Origin of the sequence: Paenisporosarcina macmurdoensis (genome assembly GCF_042658845.1) — a bacterium.
Classification (GTDB): Bacteria; Bacillota; Bacilli; order Bacillales_A; family Planococcaceae; genus Paenisporosarcina; species Paenisporosarcina macmurdoensis.
Window position 1 is genome coordinate 544246 of sequence record NZ_JBHSRI010000025.1, and the last position, 22337, is coordinate 566582.

Annotated in this window: 18 protein-coding genes and 1 riboswitch; of the genes, 12 read left to right on the forward strand and 6 right to left on the reverse strand. The window is 38.6% G+C overall.

Features of this window, described 5'->3' with window-relative positions; all coding sequences use genetic code 11:
• Nucleotides 1-89: 89 nt before the first annotated feature.
• The 5 genes from ACFPYN_RS16375 to pepT form a co-directional block, all read right to left on the reverse strand.
• Nucleotides 90-788, reverse strand: coding sequence for a hypothetical protein (locus ACFPYN_RS16375; protein ID WP_377735641.1), 699 nt, complete (start codon nucleotides 786-788; stop codon nucleotides 90-92).
• Between the two features lie 2182 nt (nucleotides 789-2970).
• Nucleotides 2971-3639 (reverse strand): hypothetical protein, encoded by a 669-nt coding sequence (locus ACFPYN_RS16380; RefSeq protein WP_377735642.1) that lies wholly within the window; start codon nucleotides 3637-3639, stop codon nucleotides 2971-2973.
• Between the two features lie 3 nt (nucleotides 3640-3642).
• Nucleotides 3643-4467 carry an ABC transporter ATP-binding protein gene (locus tag ACFPYN_RS16385; RefSeq protein WP_377735879.1) on the reverse strand — a complete coding sequence of 275 codons (825 nt, stop codon included), beginning with the start codon at nucleotides 4465-4467 and terminating at the stop codon, nucleotides 3643-3645.
• A gap of 767 nt (nucleotides 4468-5234) precedes the next feature.
• Complete coding sequence (locus ACFPYN_RS16390) at nucleotides 5235-6200, reverse strand: DMT family transporter (protein WP_377735643.1); 966 nt, start codon at nucleotides 6198-6200, stop codon at nucleotides 5235-5237.
• 11 nt (nucleotides 6201-6211) lie between these two features.
• Nucleotides 6212-7438 (reverse strand): peptidase T, encoded by a 1227-nt coding sequence (gene pepT, locus ACFPYN_RS16395; RefSeq protein ID WP_377735644.1) that lies wholly within the window; start codon nucleotides 7436-7438, stop codon nucleotides 6212-6214.
• Nucleotides 7439-7593: 155 nt separating this feature from the next.
• Between pepT and rpmG the strand changes: the two genes are divergently transcribed.
• Nucleotides 7594-7743 (forward strand): 50S ribosomal protein L33, encoded by a 150-nt coding sequence (gene rpmG / locus ACFPYN_RS16400; protein ID WP_377735645.1) that lies wholly within the window; start codon nucleotides 7594-7596, stop codon nucleotides 7741-7743.
• An 887-nt stretch (nucleotides 7744-8630) separates the two neighbouring features.
• Here rpmG and ACFPYN_RS16405 read toward each other — a convergent pair.
• Nucleotides 8631-9278 carry a glycerol-3-phosphate acyltransferase gene (locus tag ACFPYN_RS16405; RefSeq protein ID WP_377735646.1) on the reverse strand — a complete coding sequence of 216 codons (648 nt, stop codon included), beginning with the start codon at nucleotides 9276-9278 and terminating at the stop codon, nucleotides 8631-8633.
• A 140-nt stretch (nucleotides 9279-9418) separates the two neighbouring features.
• A riboswitch (SAM riboswitch) is annotated at nucleotides 9419-9535 on the forward strand.
• A 117-nt stretch (nucleotides 9536-9652) separates the two neighbouring features.
• Here ACFPYN_RS16405 and ACFPYN_RS16410 point away from each other — a divergent pair.
• The 11 genes from ACFPYN_RS16410 to ACFPYN_RS16460 all read left to right on the forward strand — a co-directional run bounded on the left by ACFPYN_RS16410 (nucleotide 9653) and on the right by ACFPYN_RS16460 (nucleotide 22326).
• Complete coding sequence (locus ACFPYN_RS16410) at nucleotides 9653-10942, forward strand: O-acetylhomoserine aminocarboxypropyltransferase/cysteine synthase family protein (RefSeq protein WP_377735647.1); 1290 nt, start codon at nucleotides 9653-9655, stop codon at nucleotides 10940-10942.
• A gap of 17 nt (nucleotides 10943-10959) precedes the next feature.
• Nucleotides 10960-12006: a homoserine O-acetyltransferase MetX gene (gene metX, locus ACFPYN_RS16415; RefSeq protein WP_377735648.1), complete on the forward strand. Its 1047-nt coding sequence runs from the start codon at nucleotides 10960-10962 to the stop codon at nucleotides 12004-12006.
• 638 nt (nucleotides 12007-12644) lie between these two features.
• Nucleotides 12645-13355 carry a Flp pilus assembly protein CpaB gene (gene cpaB / locus ACFPYN_RS16420; RefSeq protein ID WP_377735649.1) on the forward strand — a complete coding sequence of 237 codons (711 nt, stop codon included), beginning with the start codon at nucleotides 12645-12647 and terminating at the stop codon, nucleotides 13353-13355.
• 59 nt (nucleotides 13356-13414) lie between these two features.
• A complete protein-coding gene (locus tag ACFPYN_RS16425) occupies nucleotides 13415-14572 on the forward strand; it encodes an AAA family ATPase (RefSeq protein ID WP_377735650.1) in 1158 nt (385 codons plus the stop codon).
• A gap of 13 nt (nucleotides 14573-14585) precedes the next feature.
• Entirely contained in the window at nucleotides 14586-15935 is a 1350-nt protein-coding gene (locus ACFPYN_RS16430; RefSeq protein ID WP_377735651.1) for a CpaF family protein, read from the forward strand.
• Nucleotides 15932-16858: a type II secretion system F family protein gene (locus ACFPYN_RS16435; protein ID WP_377735652.1), complete on the forward strand. Its 927-nt coding sequence runs from the start codon at nucleotides 15932-15934 to the stop codon at nucleotides 16856-16858. The genes ACFPYN_RS16430 and ACFPYN_RS16435 overlap by 4 nt, the downstream gene beginning before the upstream one ends.
• A 4-nt stretch (nucleotides 16859-16862) precedes the next feature.
• Nucleotides 16863-17795 (forward strand): type II secretion system F family protein, encoded by a 933-nt coding sequence (locus ACFPYN_RS16440; RefSeq protein WP_377735653.1) that lies wholly within the window; start codon nucleotides 16863-16865, stop codon nucleotides 17793-17795.
• A 28-nt stretch (nucleotides 17796-17823) separates the two neighbouring features.
• Entirely contained in the window at nucleotides 17824-18030 is a 207-nt protein-coding gene (locus tag ACFPYN_RS16445) for a hypothetical protein (protein ID WP_377735654.1), read from the forward strand.
• Nucleotides 18031-18051: 21 nt separating this feature from the next.
• Nucleotides 18052-19443 (forward strand): vWA domain-containing protein, encoded by a 1392-nt coding sequence (locus ACFPYN_RS16450; protein WP_377735656.1) that lies wholly within the window; start codon nucleotides 18052-18054, stop codon nucleotides 19441-19443.
• 15 nt (nucleotides 19444-19458) lie between these two features.
• On the forward strand, nucleotides 19459-21237 hold the full coding sequence (locus tag ACFPYN_RS16455) for a hypothetical protein (RefSeq protein WP_377735658.1): 1779 nt from the start codon (nucleotides 19459-19461) through the stop codon (nucleotides 21235-21237).
• 324 nt (nucleotides 21238-21561) lie between these two features.
• Nucleotides 21562-22326: a hypothetical protein gene (locus ACFPYN_RS16460; protein ID WP_377735659.1), complete on the forward strand. Its 765-nt coding sequence runs from the start codon at nucleotides 21562-21564 to the stop codon at nucleotides 22324-22326.
• Nucleotides 22327-22337 lie beyond the last annotated feature (11 nt).

Consider the following 22337-nt stretch of genomic DNA (forward strand, 5'->3'; position numbering starts at 1 on the left):
TAGACACGCTCCTTTTCATCTTCTTAGATTAGGTTTATCCTAATTACTCACAGCTAAAACCTATGGATGTGTAAAATGGGTATTTTATACTATTCGAGTGGACAAAATCCACACTTTAGTAAACCAGGCACATCTTTTGAAAAACAACAGGTCGTACGAACCGTAGTATTCAATAGTTGTGCAGGTTCTAAACCTTGTAAATATGTGGAAAAGAGAGATTTTGGAGCTATTCCTACCCAAACTTCATCTGATTTTAAGATTTCCAGATCTATTCTGGCTTGCTTTGAAGTAGTGGGTTGAGAGAGCATAACTGCGTAATGCCACAACAGAAAACCAAATACATTTTCCCATAATGTTAAAGGGGAGACAGAAGAGTGCTTACGGATTTCTACAAGTAAAGAATGGATTTGATCCTTTAAAATTTTCTGTATGATTAATTGGCGAGGCTGTTTTTCAATATCGACGTAGTGAATTTTATCAATATACATGCTAATGCCTTTATTTCCATATTCCACATTTGCAGCAAATTGTAAGTCATCAAGTTCACCCAACCAAACTTCATCGTATGTGGCTAGCATGACAAATTGTGTCGAGGCAAACATGCCGTAGCGACGCATTAAGTAGGAGGCAGCAACTGTTCTGTTATCGATGCCTGTAATTGCTTGTACAATTGATAAGAAGTCAACTTCTTGTAATTGTTTCAGTGTAAATAGCGGATGTAATGGAGCTGTGATATACGTGCTATACATATTTAATTGTCTGATTTGATCGTTCGTTAAAGTAGTCATGGCTTAAGTATACAAAACTTCAACGAATAAAGTATTGACTTGTTAAGTGATAATGATTATCATTATCGTATAAGAAAAATTTCTTTCTGAAAATCAGGGAAGAAACCATGTCAGCGACTTTTCTCCAAATCGACGCTGACGTAACGCAACCTTAACCCCCCTCATCGTTAAGTTGCGCAAGTCAACATTATCTGATCCATGCGCTATTGCATGGATCTTTTTTGGTTCTTCGGAGCAAGAAGGTTTTCAATGCGCTTCGGACGCTTCCTCTGCTGCATGATAATCTAGAGATTAAAGAGTGGGGCAGGGATTTCATCCTGCGCTCCATGAAAACCTGTACGGGCACAGTTAAGATCGTTATGGGTTACTAGAGAATAGATACTGTCTATACGTATATAGTCGGCCGAAGATGCAAATTCGGCCTCTATTGTGCTTACTTTATTCAGACCAATCTTTTCTAATCTAAGGCAAATAGGTTTTCAGTGCGCTCCGGATGAATCTTCTGCTGCACTATAATCTAGAGAACAAAGAGTTGGGCTTGTGACTTCGTCACTTGCCCAACTCTATTTTTATAGTTCATTCTGCGGCGGGGATTCGTCCTTCGCTCCCTTACAACCTGGACACGCCTAGTTAAGTTCGTTTGGTTTACTACAGAATAGACACTATCTTTATGTAGATATTCGACCGAAAATGATATTTTGGTCTCTTTCTGCTTACTTTATTACAGACCAATCTTTTTCTAATCTAAGGCAAATAGATTTTCAGTGCGCTTCAGACGCTTTCTCTGTTGTACTATAATCTAGAGAACAAAGAGTTGGGCTTGTGACTGCGTCACTCGCCCAACTTTCTTTTTTCAGATCATACAACGGCGGGGATTCGTCCTTCGCCCCTGAAAACGTGGTCGTTCATAGTATATTATTTATACGGTAATCAAGAATTGACACTCTTTACATGGATATTTGGCTGAGGATGCAATTTCCGCTCCTTTTGTGCTTACTTTATTTCAAACCATTCTTTAAAGTTAGTAGTGACAGCAAAATAGACAGTGGTTGATGTTGAAAATCCCTTTTTTCATTCATCCGATAAATCTCAGTCTGACTTTTCGAGGTTGACGTCTGAAAAATTAGCGTTGACGTCTGAAATATGGGCATTTACGTCTGAAAAACATAAATGACACAAAATTTGGGGCACCACTTTTCTTTATAGATGATTCTGCGGCGGGGATTCGTCCTTCGCTCACTTACAACCTGGACACGCCTAGTTAAGTTCGTTTGATTTACTACAGAATAGACACTATCTTTATGTAGATAGTCGACTGAAAATGATATTTTGGTCTCTTCCTGCTTACTTTATTCAGACCATTCTATAAAGTTAGTGTGATACTTACTCTAAAGAAAAAATAAAGGCGTGCTAGCCAGAGACACAAATGGTTTTTATTTGTGGCTCTGGTTGGCAACCTGGGGGTAGTTCTTTAAATTGAGCGGGCGCTAATCGCTCGCAGGACATTTCGCTCCGATGAGAGGCACAATTGACCTTTAAATTGTGCCTCTCATCAACACGACACACTCTCGCGGGCTCGTTAAAGAAAAAAATTCCCAAAATAAAGAAATGAAAAAGTAGCCGAAATTGTATCTTCGGCTACTTGGATTGCTGAAAAAAAGTGACGATTCTCTAGTAAACCAAATTTAATAAATTATTTGCTATCAGGTTGTAGGGGAGCGACGAAAGCATCCGAGCCGCAAAATTATCTGTAAAAGTAGAATGGGGATGTGACATCGTCACATCCCCATTCTACTCAATCTCTAGATAATAGTGCAGCATGGAGTTGCTTTCCAAAGCTCTCCGGAAACCTGAGAATAAATTGATTTGCATGTAGTCGTGTATCCCCTCAAATTGTGTCTCTCATCAACACATCACACTCTCGCGGTCTCTTTAAAGAAAGAACTCGCCAAATGCAATAGTTAGCCGAAATTGTATCTTCGGCTACTTGGATTACTGGAAGAAGTGACTATTCTTTAATGAACCAAAATCCAAACACCATTTTCTAACAGGTTGTAGAGGAGCGACGTAAGCAGCCGAGCCGCAAGATAAAGATGCAGCATGGTGTTTTAAAAGCTCGCCGGAAATCTGCGTGATAAAGTAATTCTTAATTTTATTATTGTGAATAAAAATTTCAGTTCGCTTATTTAGCGTGAGGACAGTACGGACATTTTTTCGTATTAGGCATTTCTTTCAATAAACAACAGGTGATACGTTTGTAGTCTTTCATTGCATCGAGTGCTGATTGGTTTTGCAAGTATTGTTTAAATGGAGAACGTCTCAAATGTGGTGTCCAAGTGCTGTCGAGCAATAAATAATCTAAATCCGTCGACGCTGACTCCACACCTTTTTCAAGTAACTGACTGTAAACCCAAATGACATATCCCCAAATGTTTTCCCAAAGTATTAATTTCGAAATAGTCGCTTGTTTACTAAAGTTTTCAACAAGTGGATGGCCATAAGTATCTAGCACGAATCGCAAAGCTTGTTGGGAATTTTGGACTTCTATAAAATCTTCGCTAGCTACAGTGAACTTAAATGTATATTCATCGTGTATAATCCCTACTTGTTTCAATGAACCAGTAAAGACTTTCTGATGAACTGCAATGGTTTGAAATTGAGCTGCTAAAAAGAATCCAAGACGACGAAAAAAAACAGATGCAGCTACGGCATCCATAGGCGCATCCGTCACGTCTCGTACAGTTTGAAGCAACTGTTTACTACCGATTTCAGTTTGTATATCCCCAAGCGTCATCAGTGGTTTTCTAGCATCATCAACAAATACTGAGAGTCCTTCGAGTGATTGCTTCATACCTTAGGCTCCTGTAGAAGAGCGTATTTCAGGTACCACGCAGCGTCCGCGTCCAAAAGGAATACAGTGAGGCGTACCGAACATAGGGTCTTTCGAAACTTGGCACTCCATTCCAAAAACAGAACGCACTAAATCACATGTAATGATATCTTCCGGTTTTCCTTGTTCATGAACTTTCCCGTCTTTAATAGCGATGATATTGTGTGCATAACGAGAAGCTAAATTCAAATCATGTAACACCATTACGATGGTGCGATCTTTTTTCTCGTTTAATTCAAACAATAAATCTAAGATCTCTATTTGGTGTGTCATGTCTAAGTATGTTGTTGGTTCGTCAAGTAAAATGACATCCGTGTCTTGTGCAAGTGTCATTGCAATCCAAGCTCGTTGACGTTGACCACCTGATAATGTATCAACCGCACGGTCACGTAAATCACTAATGCGAGTTGCTTCCATTGCTGCTTCCACTTTTTCAGTATCTTCTTCCGTCCAGCGCTTTAACCAAGATTGGTGTGGATAACGACCTTGTTTTACTAAATCATAAACCGATAAGCCTTCGGGCGACACAGGGGATTGTGGTAAAATGCCCATTTTTTTAGCTACGTCTTTAGAAGTCATGCGATGTACATCTTTGCCATCTAATAGTACAGAACCGTTTGTTGGCTTTAATAGGCGTGCAATTGAACGAAGAAGAGTGGACTTGCCACAACCGTTACTACCAACAAAAACAGAAATTTCTCCACGAGGTATATGTAAATCCAAATTCTCAAATAATAATTGATCCGTGTATCCAATTGAAAGGGATTCAGTTTTAATAGCAGTAAACATAATTGTATGGCCTCCATCTAACTGATAGGTGTTCTCAATAGAATTAATCATAACATAGAACCTTCATCTGGTGAGAATCATTTTCATCGTTTTACTGAAAAATTATTACAAAGGTGTGAAGGGAGGTTCACTTTATAAAGCAAATTGACATTGTGCCGATAGATATCCAAAGTGGACGAAATCGTTATGATTAGAATCCTTTTTTAAAAGAAAGTATATAATTTTAGTTCCATAAATCCAGTGTTTTTAGGTTTTTTGGACAAAAAGATTGATTCATTAATATTGTTGATTTCCGTTTCAGGCGGACGCTTTCCGCGGGGCGGGCGGTGAGCCTCCTCGGTCGCTTCGCGATCTGCGGGGTCTCACCTGTCCCGCTGATCCCGCTGGAGTCGCCGCCTTCCACTACAATCCATGAAGTGAGTAGTAACAAACAAGAAAACCTATCAATTGCTTATTGCGAAGACACGAATAAATGATTCTAAGTTAGCTAGAGATAAAACCAACCTATAATCGTAGTTGCCATCTATATTAGTTGATTGAAGCGCAGGTGGCGACTTCTGCGGAAATAGCATGAGCTGAAGACCCCGCAGGAACACAGTGACGAGGAGACTGAAGCCATGCCCGCGAAAAGCGTCCACCGTAGCGAAAATCAACAGGCTACTCTGGTTACTCTTCTTAAAAGGTCCTGGCGCACTTTACCCGGTTTTTCTTATGGTACTTAAAAAAAGTAGAAATGATGATTAAACAAAAAAACAAGCAAGATCTGTCTAAGCGACGGACCTTGCCTGTTTTTGTTTAAAAATTTTCGTGTAAAAACTGTGTAAAATAAGTCCGATAATAATGATAACTAATCCTATAAAAGCAATGGGTTCAGGTAAAGGCACACCTAGCAACATCATTTCGCCTGCTATTACAAATAAGATCTGCGTAGCTTGAGTTGCTTCAACGGCAGCAAGTTTTCCTTGATTTTCTCGAACGCGATCTGTAGCCATAAAAAACAAAGTTGTTGCAATAACACCTGAACTGATACCAACGATCAAACTTTGGAAAACTTGGCTACCCGAAGGAAGTCCTACTGAAAAGACTGCATAACTAGCGAGCAATAGCCAGACAGGTAGTGTTGCGATTGTCATCCCCAGAACACGACTAATTGGATCAAGACGTCCCCCCGTTAATTCCATCATTTTACGATTACCAAGAGGGTAGGCGATTGCTGCAACTAGGACAGGTAATGTTCCGAGCAAAAGTGTTCTTGGGGACACATCATTTGCATGAGGGATTTGTATCAGTATTATGCCAATCAAAATCACCATAGAAATTACAAGAGACACTAGAGGGATTTGTTGTCGAACTTTACGAATCCCATTCGATGTATGAATCGTTATTAAAAACAAAGGAGCTAATAACACACCTGCGATGATGGTCACTTGCCATGTCCCCGAAATGAGCCAACCTGGACCATAGGCTGCGGCATATGTAATAGGAGCATAGAATAAAACAAACGCAACAAAGCTCCATACAAACCAGGAAACAGGACGAGATTTCATTTCAGCTATGAGGGTTCCCATTCTTCCTCGAAGACCGACCAATACCATCAAAAAAGGGACCATGAAGAAATAGCGTAATGACGCACTCCACATCCAACTGCCTCCGGAAAGCTCCATTGAACGGTTCAAAATAAATGTCACCGCAAAAAATAAAGATGCCAGAACTCCAAGTCCTATCTCTTTCAAGATGTCACTCCTTAAACTTGTCTTTCAAATAGTTGAATCATTTCAATCATTACTTGAGTAGCTTTTTCCATATTATCAACTGAAATATATTCATATTTTCCGTGATAGTTTTCTCCACCTGTAAAGATGTTTGGAGTCGGTAATCCCATATAAGACAATTGAGATCCATCTGTTCCTCCTCGGATTGGAAGGACTAAAGGTGTAATTAATAGATTTGTCATAGCTTGATGAGCAATATCAACAATTTCTTTAACGGGCTCTATTTTCTCACCCATATTGTAATATTGATCATTTAGTTCAACTGTAATAGCATTTGGACCAAACTCTGATTTCACTTCAGCAGCAGCTTTTTCAAATAATGCTTTTTTTACTTCAAATTTTTCTTTATCAAAGTCGCGAATGATATATGATAACTGTGCTTCTTCCACATGGCCGCTAAAATTCATTAAATGAATAAATCCTTCATAGCCTTCAGTCTTTTCAGGAACTTCTTGTGCTGGCATTTGAGACTGGAACTTCATGGCGATTGTTAAAGCATTGACCATTTTGTTTTTTGCAGAACCTGGATGTACGCTAGTTCCATGCGTGATAACTTTAGCCGCTGCTGCATTAAAACTTTCAAATTGTAGTTCCCCTAGAGGACCACCATCCATTGTGTAGGCATATTTCGCATCAAATTTCTCGACATCAAATTTATGAGGACCACGACCAATTTCTTCGTCAGGAGTAAAAGCAATTCGAAGCTTCCCGTGTTTAATGTCTGGGTTTTTAATTAGAAATTCCATAGCCGTGACAATTTCAGCAATACCTGCTTTATTGTCAGCTCCTAATAATGTCGTACCATCTGTTGTAATTAATGTATGGCCAATATAATTGTTTAGCTCTGGAAAATCGCTAGGAGACATAAATGTTGTTTCATTTAATGTGATGTCGCCACCTTCGTAGCAGTCGATTCGTTGAGGATTCACATTTTTCCCTGTATAATCCGTTGCTGTATCAACATGAGCTAAGAAGCCAATGGTTGGCATTTCATGATCTGTATTGGAAGGCAATGTGGCAAATAAGTAACCACTTTCATCAAGTGAAATTTCTTCCATACCGATAGATGCTAATTCTTTTTCAAGTTCATGCAGTAAATCCCATTGTCCAGGTGTTGATGGACATGTCGAACTGTTTGCATCAGATTGTGTGTCTATTTTCGCATAGCGAACAAGGCGTTCAATTAATATTTCTTGCATCCCATTCCACTCCCTTAATTTCAATAAATCTATTATTAGTTTATCATTATTGGAATCATCTAGGAATAAAGATAATTGCAATTGGCGGTAAAAGAAATAGTATGGTATATTATAAAACGTAATCATTACTATTTAATAAATTGGAGGATATCATTATGAGAGTAAATATCACGTTAGCTTGCACAGAGACAGGCGACAAAAACTATATTTCAACTAAAAATAAACGTAACAATCCAGAACGTATTGAGATGCAAAAGTATTCAAAACGATTAAAGAAAATGACATTGCACCGCGAAACTAAATAATAGGCTTTGTATTTACTGTTGTAAATTGTACATTTGCGTTAGGGGTTGTCCTAAAAGTCATAAAATATAAATATTGGTGTTCCATATTTATATTTAGTAGAAGTTGATTTTCGTTGCAGGCGGACGCTTTCCGCGGGCATGTCCTCAGCCTCCTCGACGAGCAAGCTCGTCTGCGGGGTCTTCCGCTCATGCTATTCCCGCTGGAAAGATATTGGACGAACTGTCATTCGTCCAATATCTTTGCGACGAGTAACCGCAGGAGCAGTCTTTTTTGCCGCCTTTCACTCCAATAAACCATAAGTTCATGTGCAAAACAGACAATTATAACTTTTTACAATGTTCTAAAGTAGGTGCAGAAAAAAGAATCAATTTTCTCCACTTATTTTATATTAGGGACTTATTAGGCAGCCCCAACAAGTTTGAAAACCACATACTTGTGGCTCTCGTTCTCTATGCTTTTTCTTCTTGAAGGTGCATAAATACTCTATTGTTTGTTTTTTATTTTGCCACAAGGGTTCAGTATATTATGATGATACTTATTAAATTTAATTTAACTTAACTCATGCCAATTTATCTTGAAAATAAAAGCAGCAAGAAGAGGCCAAAATAGTATCTTTGGCCGAACATCTATGTCAAGAAACCCTCTATTCTGTAGTAAACCAAACCCGAATAATTATGTGCTTACAGGTCACAAGCCCATCCCTTTTAGTCTCTAGATTTATTGTGCAGCAGGTTTAGCGTCCGAAGCGAACTGGAAACCTGTCATCCTTAATAACGGTCAAAGTTTCGTTTCTTGAATTTTATTACTCCACGCTCTTGCGTGGTTCTTCAATATCAACTGCATTCTTCAACTTAGCAAAGTAGTAAAAGCGATCTTCTCATAAATTTCATGAGGACATCGCTTTTTTCTTTTTCAAAACAGTAGAAACTTTAGGTTCAGTTCCAATCCTTATTCGCAAGATATTTTCTCTATGTTTCCAAATAGCTAAAGTGAAAAGAGTTAGTGAGATGATGGCTGGCCAAAGTCCTTCTGTAAACCAAAATACATACACTAAAAATGTTAAGTATAAAAAAAGAACGCCTAATGGTAAATAGTCAGTTAAGAGAGATAGTAAGATTAGCAATGCCAATCCGACACAACCCATTCTCCAATCGACAGCAAACATTATTCCAATAAGGGATGCCGTTCCTTTGCCGCCATCAAAATTCATCCACAAAGGAAAATTATGTCCGATGATGACAGCTGCTCCCATTAATAAAAGCAGAGTAGGGGTGTCATCAGTAAAGAGACTGTGCTTATGTAATATCCGGGCTAAAAATAGGACAGCGATGAGTCCTTTACCAATATCAAGTAGAGCTACTAAAGCCCCGAATTTCAAACCTAAGACAATCGTTGCATTAGACGCTCCAGAATTTTTTACTCCTTGCTCTTTTACCTTCACACCCGATACCCATTGTGCGATATAGGAGCCATGTAAACTGCCAATAAAATAGCCTGCTAGGATAATCAGTAGCGCAAGTAAAGCAAGATTCATAATCTCAACTCCTTATATCTGCTCAATCATTAAACGTTTGAATATAGTCTGAAGTTTCGAAAAAAATAAATAATTAATTCTTGACTTTTTCTTCCTGTGGAACATATACTGTTTCTCAAGATGGAAAATTGAATCAAATACTCTTATCAAGAGTGGCGGAGGGACTAGGCCCTACGATGCCCAGCAACCGGCAAGTGAAGAACTTGCAAAGGTGCTAATTCCTACAGATTTCTTCATGTGGATCTGAAAGATAAGAGGAGGTATACGCATTTGCGAGCCCCCTCTTCTTAAGTGAAGAAGGGGCTTTTTGTATTCCAAAACTCCTCTTTCTCCTCCACTCTTCCATCTAAACCACAAATCAGGAGGAAAAAACAATGACAAATCTTCAACCAGAAACGCTACTTTTACACGGGGGACAGCAGCCAGATCCAGTAACAGGTTCTCGAGCAGTACCCATTTACAAAACAACTTCTTTTGTGTTCAGAGATACTGAACATGCTCAAAATTTATTTGCTTTGCAAGAGGCAGGAAATATTTATTCTCGAATAGGCAATCCGACAGTGGATGTATTTGAACAACGAATTGCTTTACTTGAAGGGGGTACTGCCGCAGTAGCACTTTCGAGTGGGATGGCAGCCATTGCATTTTCTATTCTAAATGTTGCTGGAACAGGTGATGAAATCGTTGCGGCGAGTAATTTGTACGGTGGGACATATAATTTATTTGCAAACACACTCCCAAGGTATGGAATTACAGTGAAATTTGTTGACTCAACAAATCCTGAGAATTTCCGTGATGCCATTACTGAAAGAACCAAAGCAATATTTGGTGAAATTATTGGAAACCCAAGCCTTCATGTATTAGATGTTGAGGCAGTTTCTAGCATTGCACATGACAACGGAATACCTTTGATTATTGATAATACATTCGCGACTCCATACGGATGTAATCCTATTGAATTCGGTGCAGATGTAGTCGTCCATTCCGCCACAAAGTGGATTGGTGGACATGGCACATCTATCGGAGGAGTAGTAGTGGATGCAGGAACGTTTGACTGGAATAGCGAAAAGTTTCCAGGGTTTACGGAGCCAGATCCAAGTTATCATGGATTGCGATATGCAATTGACGTTCCTCAAGTCGCGTTCGCCATCAAACTTCGTGTTCAATTACTGCGTGACTTTGGTCCGTGTCTAAGCCCAGAGAACGCATTTGCTTTTTTGCAAGGTCTTGAAACATTGCATTTACGTGTCCCTAAACACAATGAAAATGCTGCAGCGGTGGCTGCATATCTAGAGAGTCATCCTGCAGTGGAGTGGGTTAATTTTAATGGATTTGAATCACATCCATCACATCAACTGGCTAATAAATACTTAAAGAATGGATACGGTTCAATTGTGAATTTTGGGATCAAAGGAGGTCGAGATGCTGGTCGGAAAATTATCGATAGCGTTCAAATTTGGTCTCATGTTGCTAATGTAGGTGATGCTAAGTCGCTTATTATTCATCCAGCTTCTACTACACATCAACAGTTAAGCGGAGAAGAATTAAGGAAATCAGGTGTCACTGAAGAATTGATTCGACTTTCAGTAGGATTAGAGTCGGTAGAGGACTTAGTAGCGGATTTAGAGCAAGCGATAGAAAAAGCAATCGTCGTACCGATTTAACTTGGAGGTGAGTTTTAGTGGTAATAGGAAGTGTAGGAATAGGAAACTTCCAAACAGAGTCAGGAGAACTGCTCGAACAAGTCGAACTTTCATATGAATCGTTTGGTCCATCAGATGCACCTGTAATTCTAATTTGCCATGCTTTAACTGGAAATCAATATGCAACCGGAACTCCGGAAAAACCCGGATGGTGGAGCGGGTTAATTGGAGCAGGGAAAATAATTGATACAAATGTATTTCAAGTAATTACGTGGAATGTTCTGGGTGGTTGTTCAGGTTCAACTGGTCCATCAACGATTAACCCCACAACCGGTGAATCATATCGCGCGTCCTTCCCAACTATTACAATTCGAGATATGGTCCATGCTGAAAAACAGGGATTACTCGCATTGGGAATTGATAGACTCCATGCAGTAATTGGGGGTTCACTTGGTGGCATGCGCGTTCTAGAGTGGGGGCTCCTTTACCCAAAAGATATGGATGTACTGGTTCCTTTAGCAGTTACTCCTTATCTAAGTGATACAGGAATTGCCTTTAACTATATTGGTATCCATGCAATCGAAACAGATGCAAACTATTGCAATGGAAACTATATGTGTTCTTCACATATCAAAGGGTTTGAAACAGCACGTATGGCCGGGTTAGTTACTTATCGTAGCGAACAATTACATAAAGACCGTTTTGCTCGAAAAACCACAAGTACTGGTTTGTTTGAAATTGAATCCTATATGAAATATCAAGGAACTAAACTAACAAACCGTTTTGATGCCAATAGCTACCTTACACTGTTAAGAGCTATGAATACACATGATATAGGAAGAGATAGAGGCGGAATTGAACAAGCAGCTAAGAAATATGAGGCAAAAGTTATCGCTATAGCATTCACGCATGACTTACTTTATCCGCCTGAGGACGTGCATTCTTTTACAAAACTAATTCCTAATCGTCAATTTTACTTGGTGAACACGAAATTCGGTCATGATGGATTTTTAGCCGAATTTGATAATTGGGGTGCTCTATTAACGGATCATTTAAGGGCTAAAGAATGGCAAAATATTAAGTGACGCTCTGACTTTGCGGACTAACGATCCTATTGTAAAGTGAGAGATAGTCTAGTATAAGAGTTTACAATAAAATATAGACATAAAGGCATGATGCCAATTACTCAAATGAATTACATTATTAAAAGAATGCTATTGGATAAAGATTGGTAAATAGTTAACTTTGGTAAAAACAAAATAGATCCTATAACTTGTCATTGGAAGCCGCTAAATTCTCTCTATACATAGAGAATTTAGTGGTTTTTATTTATGAAATAACATGACAAAATGTTGATTAGTTTAATTTAAATCATTGATTATCCTAATATCAGTTTAATTGGAAATCAGTGGAAAAAATAAAGAATCAATAGTCCCGACTTTTAACATATAAAGGATATATACAGGTTAATATGAATTGTTTTGTGTTAAAAATAATCATTATTACGTTAATTAAATTAATTTCCCATTATATAGGAAGAAATAAGTGCACATAAATAGGTTTATAGACACGGTGCAAAGGAACTAATGCAACTATTTGCTGGGTAAGCAACTTTGACAATAGAGGAAGGTAATGGTAAATGTTAAGTGTTATTATTGTAATATTTTGAAGTGTTTTGCCTGAATAGGTATTTTTATACCATGTTGAAATGAGGAATCGTGAAATGTTAGAGGCGAAAAGAAGAGCGGCCATATTTTTTATTTTGGCATTTATCTTAGCATCAGCTACTGGTTATATGGTGCTACAAAAAGTTAAAGACTTAAATTCGGATTTAGGGGCAATGACAAAGATTTATGTAGCAAAAGCGGATATTCCATCAAGGACAGTTATTCAAAAGAATCAAATGACTGTAATGGAGTTACCTAATAAGTTTGTTACGGATTCGCACATTACCTCTTTTAGTGACTTGGAATCTCAAGTATCCGTCGTCCCTCTTTCGAAAGGTGACATGATTACGCAAAATATGATTAAACCCGCCTCCAATCTACAAAATGAGAACAATAGATTAGTAACTTTACATCGTACGGATAAAGTACAATTCGATCAAGTAATCGAAGCGTTAGACCGAGTAGATATTATTGTATCAACTGATAATAAAGGAGAGCGTAATACCTCTGTTTTCATGAAAGATGTCGTCGTCCGCTTTTCTCAAGGGTCTGGTGAAAAATTTGCGGGTGTTGCAGTCGAAGTGACGGCTGAACAGGCTCCAAAATTGATACATATGCAAAATTATGCAGATCACATTCGAATTTTAAAAGCTAATGTGGGTCAAAATAGTGTCCCTTCCGAAGAAACTGAAGATCAAGCCGCACTAGTGGAAGAACCTGCGGAGACGAAAGTCGAAAAAGAACCGGTAGTTACAACACCTGAATAAAATGCTATTCGCATAGTAGCCTAGACTTTGGACAGTAAGATGGAAAAGAGGTTGAAGTGATGGAATCATCCGCAAATATATTAATTGTTAGTGAATTACAACAAAATACATCGCAGTTAAAGACAATTGCTGAGAGTTTTTCAAATGAAGTAACAAGTGTGAATTATTCAGATGCAATTCGAGAGATGAACCGAGAAACACGTGACATTGTCATAGTCTCCCAATCGGAAACTGAGGCATCTGTAGAATTAGTCCAATCAATTCGTATGGTCAATCCAGCGTGCCTTCTATTATTTGTAGCAAATGCTTCTGATTTTACGTTACTTCGAAATATTATCCGTTCAGGAGCAGATGAATTTTTTGTCTTTCCGGATGAAACTAGTTTGTTCACAAGTAGGTTCCCTACAATCGTCAAGAATTATGAAATCAAAAAAAATTCAATGGAAGAAGCAGCTGTAACGTACGGTCGTAATCGAGGACAAATTCTTTCTTTCTATAGTGGAAAAGGAGGAAGTGGTCGTACGTTAATCGCTTCTTCAGTTGCACAAACCTTAAAACTCGAGTCCACAGCAGAAGTGATCCTAATTGACTTAAACACTCAGTATGGTGGCATTGAAAATGTATTCTCTATCGAATCGAATCGGTCACTAGCCGATCTAATGCCAGTAGTTGAAGAACTGAATGAAAGCCATATTAGAAATGTTGCGGAGACTCAGCAAGACTCTAAATTAGAAATATTAATTAGTCCTTGTGATGCGGAGGTTGCGGAATTAATTGGCGAAGAGTTTATCGCTAAATTAATTCGGACATGCCGACGATCCTTTGATTACGTGCTGATTGATTTACCAAGTCATATGAATGCTCAAGTCGTTACGGCACTTGAAGAATCGGACAAAATATTTTATATATTATCACCTGATACATCTGCGATGAAGACTTTAAAGCAATTTGAGACGCTAAGCTCTAGATTAGGTATTCATTTAGCGAATCGCATGGAAATCGTACTGAATGAAATTGCGAAGGAAAATGAAGTACAACAAACTGATTTGAAAAATGTCTTGAGATTTCCAATCGCGGCTTCGATTCGCAGGGATATAAAAGGACTGCAACCTTATATAAATAAAGGGATGCCAGTAAGAACAATCCAAAAAGAACGTAAACTAATTCTTTTTGCAAAAGATATTAGGAAATTCTCGCGAGATTTATTAAAGCAATAGGAGGTGAAGAGGATTGAGTTCACTGTTTGTAAAAAGAAAAGAGAAGCTACTTGTACAGAAAAAGCCCTCCTCTTATGAATATGAAAACCACCTCGTCGATGAATTAGTAGAGCATTACAAGGCTCGATTATTAAGAGATACGAATTTAGAAGCATTAACAAAATTGTCTTCTGGAGAAATGCGATTGCGTATAGAGCAATATGTCTCAACCTTTATGTCTGAAGAGAAAGTAATTATATCAAGACATGATAAAGAGCTGCTGATTACAAGAATTCTTGATGAATCCGTTGGTTTTGGTCCATTAGAGCCGCTCATAAATGATCCAGAAATCACGGAGATTCTTATTAATGGCTATCAAGAAGTATATGTTGAGCGCAGAGGTAAGTTAGCAAAAATTCATATCTCATTCAGGAGTGATGAGCATGTTCGACACATCGTTGATCGAATAGTAGCTCCTTTAGGGCGACGTATAGATGAGAGTTCTCCAATGGTAGATGCTAGATTACCTGATGGAAGTCGGGTAAATGCAGTCATATCCCCAATTAGTTTATCAGGCACTTTAGTATCCATACGAAAATTCAGAGCAGATCCATTTAAACTGGAGGATCTAATTGAATTCAACTCTTTAGATGTATCAATGGCTACATTTTTAGATGGCATTGTCCGAGCAAAAATGAATACCTTGATAAGTGGCGGAACTGGTTCTGGTAAAACCACCTTATTAAATGTTATTGCAACATCAATACCAGAAGGTGAACGAGTTATTACTATAGAAGATTCTGCTGAACTTAGACTCGATCGACCCAATGTTGTTGGAATGGAAGCAAGGACAGCAAATGTGGAAGGTAAAGGGGAAGTTAGCATTCGTAACTTAGTGCGAAACGCTTTACGTATGAGACCTGACCGAATCATTGTCGGTGAAGTTCGAAGTGGAGAAGCATTTGATATGTTACAAGCGATGAACACGGGTCATGAAGGTTCGATAACAACTGTCCATGCAAACAACGCTGATGATGCATTAAGACGTGTCGAGTCAATGGTCATCATGGCAGGAATGGATTTGCCTTCTACAATCATACGTGAATATATTGCAGGGGCCTTAGACATTATTATCCAAGCTACACGATTGACAGATGGAACGCGTAAAATCGTTTCTATCTCTGAAGTTCAAAAAAATGATGGCAAACATAAAATTGTTGAAATTTTTAAGTTTGAACGGATAGGCCTAACAAAAGATGGAGATGTCGAAGGGTATTTCACGCCAACTGGAGAGGTACCTCAGTGTCTAAATAGAATACGCGTATTTGGAATTGAAATGGATGAATCGTTATTTGTTCCAGTTAAGCGTGGTGCCGCCGTATGATTGAAGCGTTTCTTGCAATGTTGACCGTTTTGGTGCTAATCATTGGAATGTATTTTTTCCTTGGATATCGAAAGGAAAAGAGAGAATGGCGAAAAAATGTTCAGCAATTCTACCGAGATGGTGAACGAAGAAAAAGTATGCTGATTGTTATTGGAACGAAATACGATGAAACGGAATCTGCTAAAATTCTAGAAAAAAAATTAGTAGATGCGAGTATTGGATTTACACCTTCTGAATTTATTGGCGCTTTAATCGTATCTTATATGGGCCTAGTCATATTTCTACAGACTTTCTTTAATTTGAATATGCTTTTATCTTTAGTCATTGCCCTCCTAATGATAGAAGGAGGACGACGTGTTCTATTCATCATTCGTAAGAATAAAAAGAAACAATTGTTAGTAGAGCAATTACCAGAGATATGTAGAGTCTTAGCTAATGCGACGCGCGCTGGGATGACACTTAACCAAGGTATTCAACTTGTTTCTCATGAAATTGCAGCACCAGCAAAGATGGAATTTAAACGGTTAGCTCATGAATTATCACTTGGTATTGACTTCAATGCTGGAATTCGTAGCATGGAAAAAAGAGTGGACGATAAAGAATTCCAATTATTCACGGCCACCATGCTGATCCAAAAAAAAGCTGGGGGTAACTTATACGCCGTTCTGGATGAGATGAGTAAGACATTGGAAGAACGAAAATTATTAAAACAAGAAATTAAAACAATGACTGCAGAGCAACGCTACATTTCATATATAGTGCCGGTAATTCCTATTTTTCTAGTACTAATGATGAATAATATTATAGATGGATTTTTAGAGCCACTCTTTACTGGATTGGGATTAATCCTACTAGCGTTCTTCTTAACCGGAACTATATTAACATTTGTAATTGTACGAAAAATTACAAACATAAGGGTGTGATGTAATGGATGGCATTATCGCATTATCAGTCCTAATCTTCGTACTCTTTATTGGTATTGCTCTTCGTTCTTCGTTTGTGTATTGGCGTGAACGAAAAGAATTAAAAGAAACAGTAGAAGAATCACTTTTTGTATTTGATGAATTTTATCGAAAAACATCGCGCAAAGAAAAATTGATGGCACGAATGTTTAAATTTGCAGATGACTTTGCTGAGCTAGGTCAACGAATAAATTTCTTCAGTGAAAATGAAGAGGTCGAAAAGTGGTTGATTCAATCAGGACATCCTTATGAATTAACTGTCGAACGTTTCCAAGGCTTAAAAATGTTTTTAATGATTGCTGGATTTTTTGTCGGTGGAATTTCACTCATATTGCTTTTGCCATTTTCACAATTCATGATTATTTTACTTCCGATTTTCGGATACATGGCTGCAATCTTATGGATACGGTCTAAAGCAAAAAATAGACAAACTGAAATCTCATATCAACTTCCTGATTTTCTTGATACGATGAGCGTTACATTGCAAGCTGGTGTAGCAATGGATCAAGCGATTCGTGATATTGTTCCATATTTTGAAGGCCCAGTTAAAGAAGAGTTTGGACGTTTCATTCAAGAAATAGGGTTGGGTGTTCCACGATCTGAAGCCTATCGAACATTACTGGTTCGTAATAATTCCAAAGAGTTTCAACTATTAATAAAGTCCTTAATTCAAGGAGAGCGACTGGGCGTTCCCATTGCAGATACATTTAAACAACAAGCAGAAGAAATGCGGAAATTGAAGAAAGAAATGATCAAAGAACAGGCAGCGAAAGCATCGCCAAAAGTAACACTAGTTACAACTTTTTTGATCTTACCATCTGCTCTCGTTTTAATCGGGGGATTGATGATAATCAATATGTTTAACCAAAATAAGGGTATTTTTGATCTATTCCAATAAAAACAAACTCAAAGGAGAGAAAAACAAAATGAAAAACTTACTAATGAACGCATGGATGAATATGATGGTACCTGTAAAGAACGAAAAAGGGGCACAATCTCTAGAATGGTTGGGATTAGCTGCACTATTAATTTTGGTATTAGGAATTGTTTCAACAGCGGTAAGTAGTCAATCGTCTGGAATTACTGGAATAATTGAAAGTATCATTTCAAAAATCACTAGTATGGTCGGTTAATATTTACCTAGGGGGAATTTGATGAAGAGAATAACCACATTTTTACTATTCGCATTGCTTATTCTACTTACTGGATGTAATGCAGACGAACCTAAAGAGACTGGTATTGTACCAGGTGAAACAATAAAAAATGAGGAAAAAGAACCCGAAGAAAAAGAAACTGATTCGCAAGAGAATGGAACTGCAAAGAATACCGAAGTAGAATCTCAACCACTTCCAACGACATTGAATGAACTAGCTTTATTGCCTCCGGGCTATACGGAACGCTTATCAATTGTTGATGAAAAAGATCAAAAAGAGATTTTGAAATTGACAAAAGATTTACCAGAGATCTCAAAAGATATGTCAAATGAAGAATTAGATAATTATTACAATCAATTATTGGCTTTGTTTCAACGAGACTTTAAAGGGCCGGAAGATATTATTGATAAATTAAAGTTTCAAACGATTGGTAATCCAGAAATAGAAGATCCACGCAAACAGTTCAAAGAAAACTTAAACGTCATGGTTATATTAGATGCTTCTGGAAGCATGGGTAAAAAGATTGGCTCCCAAACTCAAATGGAGGCTGCTCAAGCGGCAATTAAGAAATTTGTAAACGGATTGCCAAAAGAAGCAAATGTAGGATTACGTATTTATGGTCAGGAAGGGACAGGAAATCAAGCAGACAAAGCTCTTTCTTGTAGTAGCAGTGAGTTGCTGTACCCGATTTCACCATTTGATGCAGCAACATTTAATGAATCTTTATCAAAAGCAAAACCAGCAGGATGGACACCTATCCAACTTGCTCTAAACGAAGCACAAAAGGATTTAGCAGCATTTAAAGGTGATGAAAACACAAATATCGTGTATCTGGTAAGTGACGGAATATCCACTTGCGAAGACGATCCAATTACAGCGGCAAAATCATTATACGATTCAGATATTACGCCAATTGTTAATGTCATCGGTTTTAATGTAGATAGTGATGGTCAGAAACAATTAAAAGAGATCGCAAAAGTAACAGAGGGCACTTATCAAGATGTTACGAGCGAAAAATCTCTTCAAAATGAGTTGGATCAGGCTAAAATGCTTGCTGAAAAGTGGGAACAGTGGAAAGAACAATCAACTAAAGAAGTTGGTTATGAACAAACGAGTAATAACATAGACATCTTTGTTTATATGGTTGATGAAGAAGGCAAATACATTTATGAACGACAACAAATTGGCTTTATTCTCACATATCTTTTTCAAAAACAAGACAAAATGTCGCAAGAAAGTCATGATTATTTAACGACTAAACACAATGATTACCATGCGTGGATTAAAGAAGAATATGACAAATTAAAAGCTGAGTTAAAAACTTTAAATGAATTGAATTCGCAAGAAGCTATAAAATCCTTAGAAGAAACGTATCAAAACAGTACTCCATAATAAGGAGGTGCATGAATGAGGAATAGCGGAGTGAAAAGATTATTTGCCATTACCATGATTTCTTTTTTATTGTTTTGGACAGCTGGACCATCTATTATGTTGGCCACATTTATTACACCTGGAACACCAATAGCGCCTGGTACTGCAATTAAACCAGGTGACCCAATCTCGGGAGGACAATTTATTGCTCCTGGGGAAGTACTAACTCCTGGTGACTCTTATTTACCAGGTCAACCAGGGTACGGAAACATCCCTTCTGTGTCCGGTCAACCGATTATTCCAGGTACAACAATAACAAATGGCATATTTATTACACCTAACTATGTAAGCGCACCATTTAGTGGTTGGCAACTTGGTACACCAATAACTGGAGGTCAAGGACCAGATGGTGGACAAGGCGGTACAGGAGATGCTGGCACAGGAGGCACTCCAGGAACCGGTGGACAAGGCGGATCAGGAGATTCTGGAACAGGAGGCACTCCAGGAACTGGTGGACAAGGCGGATCAGGAGATGCTGGAACAGGAGGCACTCCAGGAACTGGTGGACAAGGCGGTACAGGAGACGCTGGAACAGGAGGCACTCCAGGAACCGGTGGACAAGGCGGTTCAGGAGATGCTGGAACAGGAGGCACTCCAGGAACTGGTGGACAAGGCGGATCAGGAGACGCTGGAACAGGAGGCACTCCAGGAAGCGGTGGACAAGGCGGATCAGGAGACGCTGGAACAGGAGGCACTCCAGGAACTGGTGGACAAGGCGGTTCTGGAGACTCTGGAACAGGAGGCACTCCAGGAAGCGGTGGGCAAGGCGGTTCTGGAGACTCTGGAACAGGAGGCACTCCGGGAAGCGGTGGGCAAGGAGGTTCAGGGGACTCTGGAACAGGAGGCACTCCGGGAAGCGGTGGGCAAGACGGTTCAGGAGGCGGTTCTGAAGATTCCAATAGCCAGGTGGATCGTGGAGTAGCAGGTGACATCGCAATTGTTGCAGGTAATGTGAAAAAATATGTATTCGGGTTTGGTGATACGGTTCTTCAAGGGGCTACTGCACAATACGCCGGATACACTATTAATGAATTAGCATCTGGAAATTATAAAATTACGGGTCAATCCAGCATTAACAACCAATTCTTTAACCATTTTTATGATAAGTTCAAGAAATACGAGCTGAATGATCGAAATGCATACTTGCCGACCCATGGAGCTAACCCGAGATTTAATCGAGTAGATGCTTTTATAGATAGCAAAAAAATTGCAGATATCACTTCTCCAAAAACATTCATAAACTCAGCTTGGAAAAGCGCTAAGAGCAGTATGAATAAAGGTTTTAATTTATTTTCAAAAGACTTCTATGGAAAATCGAATTTGATGAAATTGAATGGTCCTGTCAATTTGGCGCTAAGTTCATTCAATAGCATCTACGATTATTCAGCAGGAGGTAAATCATCAATAGGACTAGCATCCACTGATTTTGCAGCTGATCTGACAACTGATGTAGCAATTGGCGTCGGAACCACTGCCTTATCCACTATAGGAGCCAGTATGGCGGCAGGTGCGATAGGAGGCTCAGTGGTTCCGGGATTAGGTACCGTTGTTGGGGCAGCAGCAGGTTTGTTAGTAGGTTTGACTGTCACACTACTGTTGGAAACAGGCCCTGGTAAAGCTGTGAAAAAAGCTGTTAGGGATGGCGTTAAATTTGTCTATGATGGCGCAGTAAGTGGCGTCAAAGCTGCAGGGAAAGGTATAGCAGATGGAGCAAAAGGTCTGTTTGACGGAGCTAAGAGTCTATTTGGCTTTTAACTGAAGAGAGGGTGGCAACCCTCTCTTATTTTTCATCAAAATTATTGAGAGAGGTGATTACATGTTCAGTATGAGGAAATTAATACAGGCAATTGGAGCCAGTATTCTAATCACGGTCTTATTTTCTTTCATAATCGGTTTTTTTAATATTCCATCTTTTAGTGGCTATATCGTTTTCCAAATGATTTTGACATACGGTTCTCTTGGATACTTTTCCGTGAAGTGGAACCCTAAAACTCCGTATACAGCAGCTTTTCTGGGGGCAACAATTGTTTCCATCCTCAGCATACTCACCTCGTATTTTTTACTGAATATCTTGGTGTTATGGGATCCAGCTGGAATTGGGCGGAGCATGACCTGGGCAGTACTGCTGACATTGTTGGTAGCAATCATCACGGTTTACATGCAGCAACGGAAGGTAGGAACATTAGTATGATTGGTGAAGCATTCAAAATCTACAGTCGTAACTGGTTTCCTATTCTAATGTGGAGTTTTATCATCATTGCACCAATTACTGTTTTCAGTTATTTGGGGATTGTCTATGTATATAGCAATGATATTTTACATAATGAGTCCTTTCTAGCAGGGTGGTTGCTAATGCTAAATTTCATTTTATGCATCCCTCCCTTTTTGAAAATGGTCAAAAAAGATGGAATGGATGAAACGATAAAAGTTACGGAAGGTTTGTTTTTCTTTGCAAAAAGATTCGGTGTGATTTTACTCGTTGCAACAATTGTTTATGCTTTAGGATTGATGGGCATGTATTTATTATTCATACCAACCGTGGTTGCTATTTTATTTTTGATTATTTTCCCGTTTTTCGTGGAGTCGCTGAGTGTCTGGGAAACTATTAAGCAGACTTTCAGGAAAATGAGAGACGAGAACCTATCGATTATTGGAGATATCTTGGTTATTGCTGGTTTGAACATTGTTTTATGGACAAGTTTAATGATGTTTTTAGAAAGTTATGAAACGAGTATTTTGGCATTTTTAATCATACGTGTCACTCTTAATGTGTTAATTCTTCCTATTTTGTACATATATTTGTCTTTGAGGTATAGAAGTGATGATTTTGCTTTGGATATTTAGTTGAGGAGGGA